Below are 11899 nucleotides of genomic sequence, written 5' to 3' on the forward strand. Positions count from 1 at the left end.
CCCGAAAAAAATATATTACGTACGTATGCTTACATCAGAATTAAATGCAGCACAAGTTGCCGCCGTTACCGCGCCATTACAACCTGTCCTTGTTTTAGCAGGAGCCGGAGCAGGAAAAACCAGAGTAGTATCTCATCGGATCCTTTATCTTATTGAAGAAGCTCAGCTAGACCCAAAGCAAATTTTGGCGATTACCTTCACCAATAAAGCTGCAAATGAACTGAAAGAACGCGTCCAAACACAATGCCATTCCTTAAAACATAAAGGCGTGCCCATGGTGAGCACCTTCCATAGCCTTGGTGTTTATATTCTTCGACGCTCTATTCAATTGTTAGATAGACAGCAAAATTTTGCCATTTATGACCAAGGGGATTCTGAAAAATTAATTAAGCAATGTTTACGTAAACTTAATCTCGATAAAAAGCTTTGCAGCGCCATGCAGTTTACGATCTCTCAGGCAAAGAACCGCTTACAAAATCCTGAGGATCTTGATCCTAGAGAGTTCCCAGACCCTGCTCGTGCAGTTTACGAGGAATACCAAGAACAATTGCGCGCTGCAAACGCTTTAGACTTTGATGATCTTTTATTTTTAACAGAAAAGCTTCTCCGTTTGCCAGAAATCCAACAAGAGTATGCTAACCTCTGGAAAGCTTTATTAATCGATGAGTACCAAGATACCAACCACGCACAATACCTAATTGCTAAACGTCTCGCCGCTTCTCATAATAATATTTTTGTTGTTGGTGACCCGGACCAATCCATATACTCTTGGCGAGGCGCCAATATCTCTAATATTTTAAACTTTGAACAAGACTATCCGAAGGCTTTAGTCGTTCGTTTAGAAGAAAACTATCGTTCCTGTGGAACCATCCTTGAAGCTGCTAATGCTCTCATTAAAAATAACTCCGCTCGTCTAGACAAAACGTTACGCAGCGTAAAAGGGCCTGGAGATAAAATTTTTTGTTTCACAGGAAAAAATGATCGTGACGAAGCGGAGCAGGTTTTAACCGAAATTTCTAATCTCCATGCGTACCAAGACATCCCCCTGTCTCATATGTGCATTTTGTATCGAACCAACTTTCAATCGCAATCCTTCGAAGCCGCTCTTCTCAAGCGGGGATATCCCTATGAAATTATAGGAGGAATTTCCTTCTACAAACGCCAAGAAATTCAAGATATCCTTGCTTTCTTGCGTTTATTTTCCAACAACTATGATATGGCCGCTTTCGAACGTACGGTAGGACTCAAGAAATGCGGCATTGGGCCCACAACCTTAGCAGCTCTTATGCAGTACGCGAAAACCGAAGATCTACCAATTCTACAAGCGTGCTGGGATGTTTTGGAGAAAAAAAATATCCGCTTAAATAAAAAACAACAACAAGGGCTCTTCACATACCTTACCTATTTCCATCAAATGGAACAGCTTTACGGAAACTGCGAGCTTCATGAATTTATCAATGAGACTATTCGTATTACCGATTACCTCTCCACTCTTAAGGAAGACCCCGAAACTTATGAAGATAGAAAAAACAACCTAGAGCAGCTGCTAGCAGAAACACAGGTATGGGGAAAAAGCAGCGAAAATCTTCCAAACTTTTTAGAAGATTTGGCTTTAAAAAGCTCTGCAGATGAGACTGCAAGTTCCAATGATTGCCTCAAACTCATGACTATCCACAATAGTAAAGGGTTAGAATTCCCTGTAGTCTTTCTTGTTGGACTCGAAGAGAACTTACTGCCCCATGCAAACTCTAAAGGCATGCATGAAAATATTGAAGAGGAACGGAGATTATGCTACGTGGGAATTACCCGAGCACAAGAGTATCTTTACTTATCTCGAGCAAAAACCCGATTCCTTTGGGGAACGGAACGCACAATGGTCCCCAGCAGATTTATTAGTGAGCTTCCTAGAGCTCTTTTAAAATTTGTTTAACCTATGTTGCATCAGCATCGAACAGCATCTGTAACGCTTTGTCCTTCTTTACACATTCAACAAGGGTTGGACATGTTACAGATGCCCGTTGCTGATCTTTCTGCATTTGTATCTCAGCAAATTACCATCAATCCCTGTTTCGATCTCGATTCTTTAGACTCCCCACCAGATAGCTTTTCCTTTTTTCCTCTTAACGACCAACATCCTTTTACCGAAACGCTTTCCTCGCATCTTTTTCGACAAATAGAGGAACATTTTCCCCTTCCTCAAGAACGTATTATAGCGCAATACATCGTGGGGAACCTTTCTCCGGAAGGATTTTTTCTGGACGACCCCTCTCTCTCAGCTTTAGATTTAGGAGTCTCTCCGCTCCTTTTTCAAACCATCTGGCATCGTATTCAGCAATTGCATCCTTTAGGAATAGCCTCTCCTTCCTTACAATCTTATTGGTTATCTTTATTGGAAGGTTCTTCTCACAAAGAGGCTTTAACGATTATCCGTCAGCACTTTTCCCGATTAGCTCGTTGTGATTTTGCCGCCATCTCTAAGAAAATGCGCATTCCCGTAGCAGATATTCTCGCTTTTCTCAGACAAGCTCTTGCTTCTATCCCCTGGTGTCCAGCTGCAGGTTTTTCCCATTCACACAAAACTCCCAATCCTGCTCTTCCAGATGCTTATCTTTCTTTTTCCCAAGAGGCTGTTTGGGAAATCTCCATTAACAAAGATTTTCTTCCTCCCATAAAACTTAACCCCTCCGTGCTGCACATTTACGACACACTTCCCCGAGATGATAAGGGCCATTTATCGCAACACATTCGTTCTGCCAAACATCTCCTTCGCAACATAAAAAAACGAGAAGAGACCCTATTGGCTATCCTTCAAGTTGTAATCCCCTATCAAGAAGAATTTCTTCTTAACAAACGCTCTTATCCTAAAGCTTTTTCCGTAAAACAAGTTGCTCAAGAACTCTCTTTTCATGAAACAACAATTTGTCGCGCGATTGATAATAAAATGCTCGCGACTCCTATCGGTTTGATCTCCATGCGATCGCTATTTCCACAGGCTGTTGGAAATTGTCCCGATCAATCTAAAGCGACTATCTTACATTGGATACATCAGTGGATTTCTACAGAAAAACATCCCTTATCTGATGCGGCTATCAGCCAAAAAATTCTGGCGAAGGGAATTCCTTGTGCTCGTCGTACGGTAGCGAAATATCGTTCGCAACTAAACATCCCTCCGGCACATCAGCGAAAGCACCTATGCTCTTCCCTAACAACATCATAATAGGAATCTATCTCTACATGTAAAGCGGCTTTACATGCCTTTTATAAGAAAAACCCCAGAACACGTGTTCTGGGGCAAACAGATACAACTCGCGACCTTAACAACACGTGGGTTTGTGGCAATGGCAGCAAGCTGCAGGCTCTAAAAAGGAATCTAAAAAGCCATACAAAGATTGTGTTACTTCTCGTGAAGCTTCTAAAACTTGCTCGCTGTCATCTTTGGATAACATCTCAATCAAAGCCCGCTCTTCGCTAGCATGCCGAACATCTGCTTCCTCATGCTCTGTGAAATAAGCATAATCTTCTGGTTGAGAAAAACCAAAAAACTCCTTCAGCCCTCGGATTTTCTCCTTAGCTACACAAGGAATCTGACTCTCATAAGAATATAAAGCTGCAACTCCTGCTGCCAGAGAATCCCCTGTGCACCATCGCATGAACGTTGCCACCTTAGCTTTTGCTGCTTCACTAGGTTCATGCGCCTCTAACTCTTCTGGAGAAACGCCAAGGGCAAAAACAAACTGCTTCCATAAATCAATATGATTAGGATAACCGTTCTCTTCATCCATCAAGTTATCTAACAATAACTTTCGAGCCTTTAAATCATCACAGCGACTATGAATAGCAGATAAATATTTCGGAAAAGCTTTGATATGCAGATAGTAATCTTTTGCATAAGCTTGTAACTGTTCTTTCGTGAGTTCCCCTTTTGACCATTTCATATAAAAAGGGTGGTCCAACATATGTTTGTTTTGAATAATTGAATCTAGCTGATCTAAAAAATTCACGATCACTCCTTTATTCCTTTTCTTGATTCCACAAAACCGCTTGCAAAAGCGGCCCGTATAAATCCTCTGTTTCATCTATGCGCAAGGAAAAGTACTCTTCTTGGGAAGTCGGGTGCTGATGATACACAACCTTAGGCGCTTGTTCAATCACCGCTAAAGGCGTTTGCTCATTCCCTTCCCCCATACAGACAACGGCCGCTACCGCTAAAGCATCCACAAGATTACTCTGAGTCATCTGCAAGGGTCGACCAAAACAATCTGGAGATCCTACATAATTATGCAAAGGAGAAAAACCATACCAACATAATCCTATCCCCAATACTCCTCGCCGCATAGGCGTAGTATGGCTGTCTGTAATAATGACACCTAACTCTTTCACCCTAAAAACTTTTTTTAACCACTCTCCGATTTGATTACACGACCTTAAAAGATTTTTAGGATATAAAACAAAGGCTTGATCTGTATTGGATTCATCAATTCCTGCAGAAGGAATCAAAATACCTTCTTTTTTCGTTAGATAGATGCCGCTTTTTTCGCAAAATAAATAAGCCTCGGCCTCTTTTTTAATCAGTTCAGCCTTGCTCACCTGAGCATCCGCAACAGATCCTTCACATAAACTGACAATCTTCGAAGAGATGGCTACTATACTCCGTTCTTGAAGAGTCGGCAAGGCTTCTTGCAAAATCTCCTGCAGCGAATCCTGAGCAACCACTCTACGAGTTTTAATCGGCGTAATTTTCATAATAATAAATAGCAAAATTTTCTGTTTGGCGAATACGCTTCCTTTTCCAGCCCAACAAGTGCTTTACAGGGAAATAGGTATCTCCCGGATACGTTTTTTGTATATGCGTCACAAAACAAGCTTTCAGAAGGTTCTGCTGAAAAAAACACTCAAAGAGCTCCGCCCCCCCTATTAAGAAAGGAGAGTCTAGTGACAGCTTTTCATACTCTGCTAAGGAAGAAATCCACACCCCTTGAGATAATCTGTGTTTTTGAGAAAAAACAACCACAGTGCGACCACACTTATACTTATCGGGAAGAGACTCCCAAGTCTTTCTTCCCATAATAATCGGGTGGTGTTGAATCGTTTCTGCAAAGAAGCGTAGATCCTCCGGATAACTCCAGGGGAGCTTTCCTGAAGCTCCCATCACTCCTCGAGGATCAATAGCAACAATGCCTGTTGCTTGAATCATACGGGCATTCCAGCCCAGGCAGCAGCAGCTAAAGCCCGTCTGTTCCCTTCAACTTGATGTACTCGCAGATAATCGACTCCTCGATCATGAAGAGCTACAGAACACCCTATAGTTTCCCAATCTCGATCCTGGTAACTGAATCGGCCCAACAGACTCAAGCAGGATTTTCTAGAATGCCCAATCAATACAGGGCATTCTAAAACACGCTTGAACTGCTCCACCCCTTCCATAAGCAGCATGGATTGAACTGGAGTCTTCCCAAAGCTTATGCCCGGATCAAACACTACCTGCCAGCTTGTATCAAGGCCAATTTGAGCAAAAGTTTCTAATTGAGATTCTCCCCAACGCAACATCTGGGTAACAGGAGATTCCTCATAAGAAAGCACACAATCAGGCCTTGGAGGCAAGGAGCAAGAGTGATTGATTAACAGTCGGAGTCCAAACTCTTTCGCTAAATGAGCCATTTCCAAAGATCCCCCAGAAACGTCATTTATCCAACGAATCGGAAATATCTCAATAGCGCGTCGAATGATTTCTGGCCTAAAAGTATCTATCGACACATCCGGGTATTGTTTTGCCCCTTTCCAGCGCTCTGCTAATAGCTGCAAAACAGGCTCTAAACGCCCCCACTCTTGCTCCACATTTCCTAGATCTTTCACTCGAGGATTCGTAGCTTGAGCCCCTAGATCGATAATAGAAGCTCCCTCTGCAAATAACCGCTCTGCATGCGCAGCAGCCCTTCTTGCTTCCAAGAACAACCCTGTATCGGAGATTGAGTTATCGGTGATGTTAACTACTCCCATAATCTGAGTTGCTGGACCAAAGCTTCCTAAAACCTCTCCTTCAGCTAGCGGATAGATAGCGGCAAGCTCCGCAAAGGTCTTCCCATTACAAGGAGATCCCTCAAGATAAAAGCGACGATAAGGACACAAAGAAGCTATCAGAGAAATAAGAAAAGGTCTTTCTAACAGTCTAGGATGAGGAACTGTGCACGTTTCGCTATGGAAAGCAAACGTTTCATCCCCATAAAGAATCACATCAATATCAATAGGCCGTGGGCCCCATTTCAATGAAAAATCTCTTCCAAACGCCCGCTCAATCACCTTACATTCTCTGACCAGCTCATCCGGAGATAATTGCGTTTCTCCTATAGCAACACAATTGAAATAGGGAAGATCCCACTCCTTCGGAGACCCTTCTAACAGTATGGCTTTGGTCTCAAGAATCACGGAGCTTTTTAAATTCTTAATCCCCGCTTTTTTTAAGCATGCGAAAGCACGTCTTATGTATTCGTGCCGGTTACCTAAATTCGAGCCGAAACTCAAACAAACAAAATTCCAAGCAGTCACAGAACCTCTCTACCTATGCTAAAACTCACAGGGCCTAACAAATCTGGGATCGGTGGACGCTCTTTACTCACTCGTAAATCAATCCTACTAACCTGTCCCGCTAAAGCCTCTTCTAATTTTTCCAGCAAAACCTTAGCTAAACGTTCTATTAAAGCACAGGGATTACTTGTTAACGTCTTTTCAATAAGAGAGACAAGCGCCGCGTAACAAACGCCATCAGAAAGTTCATCCGAAGAACATGCCTTGGGTTCCTCTTTAAAAATAAGAGATACGGAAACAAGAATCGGCTGCGCATGGTGCCGCTCCTGTTCTGTAACTCCCATCGATACCCACACACGAAAATCAGTTATGTCTAACCGATACAACCAGACTCCTTCTAAAAAGAAAGATTAATTCTTATAACTCTTAACTTTACCCGAGCCACTCTTCTCTTCTTCCAACAGATCTAGGAATGCTCGCAGCTGTTTAGAACGAATGGGGTGACGCATTTTCCGCAAAGCCTTGGCTTCAATTTGTCGAATCCGCTCTCGCGTCACATTAAATGCGGAACCCACCTCTTCTAAAGTTTTGGGCCGACCATCTAAAAGACCAAACCGATGGATCAAAACAAAACGCTCTCGGTCGGTAAGAGTCTTTAAGACCTCTTTCATTTTGTCTTTCAGCATAGAATAGCCCGTCGCTTCTGCCGGGGATTCAACAGCGGTATCTTCCAAGAAATCCCCAAAGAAGCTCTCCCCGCCTTCTCCGACTTCTGCCTGCAAAGAAATTGGATGCTGGGCTATTTTATAAATCTCTCGAACACGATCTGGAGTAAAACCAAGTTCTTCTCCCAATTCTTCAGGAGTAGGCTCCTTTCCTGTTTCCATCATTAATTTTTTGGCTCCACGAAGCACCTTATTAATGGTTTCGATCATATGAACAGGAATCCGAATGGTTCTCGCCTGATCAGCGATCGCTCGCGTCACAGCTTGACGAATCCACCAAGTGGCATAAGTAGAAAACTTATAACCCCGACGATATTCAAATTTTTCCACAGCTTTCATTAAGCCCATATTTCCTTCTTGAATCAGATCTAAGAAGGACAACCCTCGGTTAGTATATTTTTTTGCGATCGAGATTACTAACCGTAGATTGGATTCCACCATTTCTTTCTTAGCTTCCTGGCTTTTATCCATCCAACGCTGCAACATCCGAACATCTTTTTTAAACTCTTCAAGAGTTCTTCCTGCAGCTACTTCTCGCTTGTAAAGCTTACGTCGCGCAGCAGCAAGTTTGGCTGCCGCGAACTTATTTCTTTCTGCGCGGACTTTCAAATCATTAATTTGCTGTTCTAGCTGTAAAAATGAATCATAGGCTTTAAAAACGACCTCTCCAAAATCCTCTGTCACATTGTGACGGCAATGAAAACATCGCAAATATGCCTGTGTCCGAATACGACATTTTTCCAGCTCGTCGTTCAGTCTAGCCTGATCTTGTTTGGACAACGCTGGATCTCTTAACGCAAGAAGACGTTCCTCTAGATAAGCATCCTCTTCCTTAAGTAAAGAAATTAGTTTCGGCAAAAGATTTAAAAAATGTGTTTTGTCTTCTACCTCTTTCTCAGAAACAATTTTATCAAATCGTTCCTTACCGTTGATTAAATATTGTGCGATAGAAACAGCCTCTTTGGTCGAGTAGCGAAAACGCAAAATAATTCTCTCTATCTGTACTTGAGCCTTTTCTATCCTTTTAGAAATTTCTACTTCTTCTTCCCTAGTGAGAAGAGGTACTGTACCCATTTCTTTTAGATACATCCGGACAGGATCATCCGGCGTTCCTTCAGAACGTTTAGCCAACCCCTCTAGCTCTTTGGCTTCTTTCTTCCTTTCTTTCTGCCGCTCTACGTCCGCTTGGTTCAAGACTTGAACATCCATCCCCGCAAGGAAAATTAAAACTTGATCTATCTGTTCGGGCGTATCGAAAGAGGGAGGAAGAATTTCATTAATTTCTTCATACGTAATGAACCCCTGATCCTTAGCAAGAGTCACCAACTCTTCTAATTTTCTTTGGATTTCTTCTTCTTGGGCTGCCCCAGCAGCTTGACTATCTAGCGTATCCATGCGCATGCTAACAAATTAAAAACTAAGGAAAAAATCGGCCTAGAAAGTGACAGTCTATCTTAAGAAAAACAAGAAATCTAGGGATTTTTGTGATAAAACTAGCCGGTTGACCAGATTCTGGCCTAAAAACACCTCTCACACCAACTTTCTTCTCGATCGGTTTTTAAATGTAAGAAATGTTTGTAAAGAAGCTCGCCTTCGCTGGGTACAAAACTCCGAATGTATGCTTTGCTAAAGGTCCTTTACTTAAAGTAACTACACAATAGTAAAAAGGAGTGGGACCGAAGGCTTTTGTTTTAACAACAATTTTGCCCGAACGCTCTGTTCGAGACTCTGTCAATAGATCTCGCTCCCACGAAGCGAAGCCTTCTAAAACAACATCCCCATCTTTATTTAAAAAATCTTCTAACCCATAACCCGTCCAATCCGTAAACAACGCATTAGCGAAGAGAACTCTTCGAGCAAACGGTGCATAAATAAATAACATACCTAAACTTTCTTCTCGTAACCCATCAAACAATTGACGACACGCCAAAGAATAGTTGTGCGCTGCAGGATCTGTTCTTGTGTATCGTAAAGCCGTCAAAGAATCTGCGGCCTCTGTTGTCTCCACTCGAAAAACAATTTTACGAAATTCCTGCACAAGTTGAGCAACGACATCTCGAGAAGCCACAGGTCGTCCTGGCAAATCCGTTTTTGCTTCCATCTCTAGCTGCAAAAGGTTCCGCAACTCACACATCAAATCTTGTACTTTTGCCTCTAAATTACCAATATAAGCCTGTCTTTTATCGAGCATACTATGCTGCTCCACAAAAGTTGCTTGATACTCGTCATGAAGCTCTTGCTGATACGCTAATGTCTCTTTAAGTTCTTGTCGTAACTCTCGATTTTCTGCCATTTGCTCATTACGCTCACAAACAACAGCCTCCAACTGCATATGCAATTGTTGATTTTCTTCCTTCAGCTTACGCGACATTTCTTCCATGTGATCATAGCGCCCTTTAGCTTGAATAAACACTTCTCGAGCTTGACCAAGCCGTTCCACTAACTTATCGTTGTGAAGTTTCAAACGATTAGCTTCTTTTTGACGCTTCTCTATCGTTTCTCGGATATTTCTTAGCCCTTCATCCTGCTCCGTAAGCTTACGAATTTTCGCTTCGAGCAGCTGCCCTGCTGCTGCTCGCAACTGTCTCTCTCGTAATCCAATAGCAAATAACCATCCTAAAGAAGAGACGACAGGGAAAAGAAAATAGCCATATCGCCATTGCTGTTCAGATAAAAAAGGCCAGCTTCCTATAGGCAAAAGTATAGCTAATACGGGTGGCAAATAATGAAAATATCTAGAAACACAAAGGTATATTTTTTGCTTAATGACCCGGTTTCTTTCTCGCAATTTTCCTAGTTTAAAAAAAAACCTCGTCATGTCTTTGGTCCTTCCCCTCAAATACTGTAACCCAGACAGTGAAGCCCAGCATCACTTCCTTATATAAACGATCGGAATGAATCTTTATTTTTTCGAATTTTGGAATATCCTCTGTTTTAGAATCTACTACGATATTCGTAGTCATTAAAACTTCTTTTAAACAAGAGGCTTCTTCATTACTATAACCGCTCTTTTCTTTCGCTTTTCATACGAATCCTATTTTTCTTTCTATTTTATTGTCTTTTCACCTAGAATCTCTACGTGTTCCGTCCCGGGTTACCTGTAGGGTCTGAGCGGATGATATCGTTACTGCCGGCACTCTCCTTAGAGAATTGTGTCGGTCTCTGGAGTGACACTCCCAGAGATGACGTAAAGTTTCGGATACAATTTATCCTAATCTCATGTCATGCCGAAAATCACAGCCGAATTGCTGTGAGGTGTCGCGTTTGTTCTTTACGTTAAAGATAACAGTTAAAATTAGCCTAATTGGGAGAGATTATGGCACCAAAAAAACCGAGCAAGAAGGCCGGACCACAAAAACGCCCTTCTGCAGAGAAGCGAGTTATCACTTCTAAGAAAAAACAGCTGCGCAATCACAGCTTCAAATCAAAAGTCAAAACCACATTGAAAAAATTTGAATTGGCGGTTCAATCGGGTGATGTGGAATCCATCGCGATGGGGTTGCGTTCTGTTTACAGCATTGCAGACAAAGCTGTAAAACGCGGTATTTTTAAGAAAGGTAAAGCTGATCGAGTCAAATCTCGCGCCTCTGGCCGCGCTTGTATTGCAGCCTAAGCTTTCTATTCTTTCCTAATCAAATCATCTTAAGTCCAAGAAGCTGCCGGGCTCACTTGATTCGGAGGCTTTTTGGACCTTTTCGTGTTAAAATTTTATTTGTATCGATTTAAAATTTACTAACCTCTACAATTTTTCCCCTAAAAGCCATTTTTCGAGTTACAAGCCTTTAATCTCCTAACATTGCTAACGAGATGGGGTCTTAATTTTTTGGAGGTTTCCAATGGCAACAGCAGCGACAGCGCTCATGAGCCCTGCGAGAGGATGCTTGTCTTCCGCCACCATATCTACTTTACGAGGAGACGCGACAGCTCTTCGCTCAAAGCTCAGTAGTCTTAACGATTTCTTTGACCTAATATCCTCTTCCTGCTCCATAGCTAGGCTCGCCCCTGGAGCTTCTTGGTCTAATGCCAATCAACAACAATTCTCAAGCGTAGAGAAAACGCTAGGGATTGCCTGCGACACAAGTAATGCTGTGCAAGCGGGATGCGGATTAGCCCAATTATTAACTGGGGGGCTATTCTTCAAAACTAATGCCGACGGATCTTTCCAAGTAGATCCCCTATCAAAACAAAGAATCCTGTTCTCTCCTCTATCTATGTTGAGTAAGGTGACTCGTTTAGCCAGTAAAGTTCTGGGTACCGTGAAATTTATGGGATCTCCTTCTCTCCCTATTTATCGATTGGGAGGGCATGCCAAAGGCATTGGCTTGGCAGCAACCGCATTTGGAACGGTCAGTTCCGCTTTCGATGTCGCCGAAAATACTCGAGACGTTGTCGAGACAGCTAAACAGGCTCCCTCCTCACAAGAAGGAGCAAGCAAAGAGGCCTCCTTCTCGGCACGCCTTGCAAACGCTCGTAAGAGCATGTTTGCTTTGCTGTGCAGTATCTTTGATTTGCTGGCGCAAGCGTTTATCTTTGTTACCGAAACGGTCTCTTCGGTATTTATGGGAGTGCATACTGCGTTTGTCGTGGGGATTTTCTGCTTCTTATCTGCTTTAGGAAATATTCTGCTTGCCGTTGCTTCTTAAAAAAATATT

11 protein-coding genes are annotated in these 11899 nt (G+C 42.5%); 4 read left to right on the forward strand and 7 right to left on the reverse strand.

Going from position 1 to position 11899, the window contains the following annotated elements:
* Nucleotides 1–25 precede the first annotated feature (25 nt).
* Entirely contained in the window at nucleotides 26–1930 is a 1905-nt protein-coding gene (locus B6E89_RS03310) for an ATP-dependent helicase (protein ID WP_080126737.1), read from the forward strand.
* Nucleotides 1931–1933: 3 nt separating this feature from the next.
* Nucleotides 1934–3217, forward strand: coding sequence for an RNA polymerase factor sigma-54 (gene rpoN, locus B6E89_RS03315; protein WP_080132661.1), 1284 nt, complete (start codon nucleotides 1934–1936; stop codon nucleotides 3215–3217).
* Nucleotides 3218–3314: 97 nt separating this feature from the next.
* Here rpoN and B6E89_RS03320 read toward each other — a convergent pair whose 3' ends face one another.
* The 7 genes from B6E89_RS03320 to B6E89_RS03350 all read right to left on the reverse strand — a co-directional run bounded on the left by B6E89_RS03320 (nucleotide 3315) and on the right by B6E89_RS03350 (nucleotide 10065).
* Complete coding sequence (locus B6E89_RS03320) at nucleotides 3315–3956, reverse strand: CADD family putative folate metabolism protein (RefSeq protein ID WP_231909337.1); 642 nt, start codon at nucleotides 3954–3956, stop codon at nucleotides 3315–3317.
* Nucleotides 3957–4011: 55 nt separating this feature from the next.
* A complete protein-coding gene (locus B6E89_RS03325) occupies nucleotides 4012–4743 on the reverse strand; it encodes a putative folate metabolism gamma-glutamate ligase (RefSeq protein ID WP_080121593.1) in 732 nt (243 codons plus the stop codon).
* A complete protein-coding gene (locus B6E89_RS03330; RefSeq protein WP_080121594.1) occupies nucleotides 4724–5194 on the reverse strand; it encodes a dihydrofolate reductase in 471 nt (156 codons plus the stop codon). The genes B6E89_RS03325 and B6E89_RS03330 overlap by 20 nt, the downstream gene beginning before the upstream one ends.
* Complete coding sequence (gene folP / locus B6E89_RS03335) at nucleotides 5191–6543, reverse strand: dihydropteroate synthase (RefSeq protein ID WP_080123898.1); 1353 nt, start codon at nucleotides 6541–6543, stop codon at nucleotides 5191–5193. Before folP ends, B6E89_RS03330 begins: the two co-directional genes overlap by 4 nt.
* A complete protein-coding gene (gene folB / locus B6E89_RS03340) occupies nucleotides 6540–6908 on the reverse strand; it encodes a dihydroneopterin aldolase (RefSeq protein ID WP_080123154.1) in 369 nt (122 codons plus the stop codon). Before folB ends, folP begins: the two co-directional genes overlap by 4 nt.
* Before the next feature lie 24 nt (nucleotides 6909–6932).
* Nucleotides 6933–8648, reverse strand: coding sequence for an RNA polymerase sigma factor (locus B6E89_RS03345; protein WP_035407173.1), 1716 nt, complete (start codon nucleotides 8646–8648; stop codon nucleotides 6933–6935).
* Between the two features lie 157 nt (nucleotides 8649–8805).
* The gene (locus B6E89_RS03350) at nucleotides 8806–10065 is read right to left on the reverse strand and encodes a hypothetical protein (protein WP_080133137.1); all 1260 of its coding nucleotides are present in this window, start codon (nucleotides 10063–10065) and stop codon (nucleotides 8806–8808) included.
* A gap of 498 nt (nucleotides 10066–10563) precedes the next feature.
* On the opposite strand from B6E89_RS03350, the gene rpsT reads away from it, so the two are divergent.
* Nucleotides 10564–10860 carry a 30S ribosomal protein S20 gene (rpsT, locus tag B6E89_RS03355; RefSeq protein WP_080133138.1) on the forward strand — a complete coding sequence of 99 codons (297 nt, stop codon included), beginning with the start codon at nucleotides 10564–10566 and terminating at the stop codon, nucleotides 10858–10860.
* Nucleotides 10861–11083: 223 nt separating this feature from the next.
* Nucleotides 11084–11890, forward strand: coding sequence for a hypothetical protein (locus tag B6E89_RS03360; RefSeq protein ID WP_080133139.1), 807 nt, complete (start codon nucleotides 11084–11086; stop codon nucleotides 11888–11890).
* The last annotated feature ends 9 nt before the right edge of the window (nucleotides 11891–11899 follow it).

The sequence above is a fragment of the Chlamydia suis genome (assembly GCF_900169085.1).
Lineage (GTDB): Bacteria > Chlamydiota > Chlamydiia > Chlamydiales > Chlamydiaceae > Chlamydia > Chlamydia suis.

What these genes read in the sequence shown, in the direction of transcription:
- B6E89_RS03330 (WP_080121594.1), bottom strand. Translation starts at nt 5,194, where the DNA reads ATGATTCAAGCAACAGGCATTGTTGCTATTGATCCTCGAGGAGTGATG.
- B6E89_RS03325 (WP_080121593.1), bottom strand. Translation starts at nt 4,743, where the DNA reads ATGAAAATTACGCCGATTAAAACTCGTAGAGTGGTTGCTCAGGATTCG.
- B6E89_RS03345 (WP_035407173.1), bottom strand. Translation starts at nt 8,648, where the DNA reads ATGCGCATGGATACGCTAGATAGTCAAGCTGCTGGGGCAGCCCAAGAA.
- rpsT (WP_080133138.1), top strand. Translation starts at nt 10,564, where the DNA reads ATGGCACCAAAAAAACCGAGCAAGAAGGCCGGACCACAAAAACGCCCT.
- B6E89_RS03320 (WP_231909337.1), bottom strand. Translation starts at nt 3,956, where the DNA reads ATGTTGGACCACCCTTTTTATATGAAATGGTCAAAAGGGGAACTCACG.
- rpoN (WP_080132661.1), top strand. Translation starts at nt 1,934, where the DNA reads ATGTTGCATCAGCATCGAACAGCATCTGTAACGCTTTGTCCTTCTTTA.
- B6E89_RS03360 (WP_080133139.1), top strand. Translation starts at nt 11,084, where the DNA reads ATGGCAACAGCAGCGACAGCGCTCATGAGCCCTGCGAGAGGATGCTTG.
- B6E89_RS03310 (WP_080126737.1), top strand. Translation starts at nt 26, where the DNA reads ATGCTTACATCAGAATTAAATGCAGCACAAGTTGCCGCCGTTACCGCG.
- B6E89_RS03350 (WP_080133137.1), bottom strand. Translation starts at nt 10,065, where the DNA reads ATGACGAGGTTTTTTTTTAAACTAGGAAAATTGCGAGAAAGAAACCGG.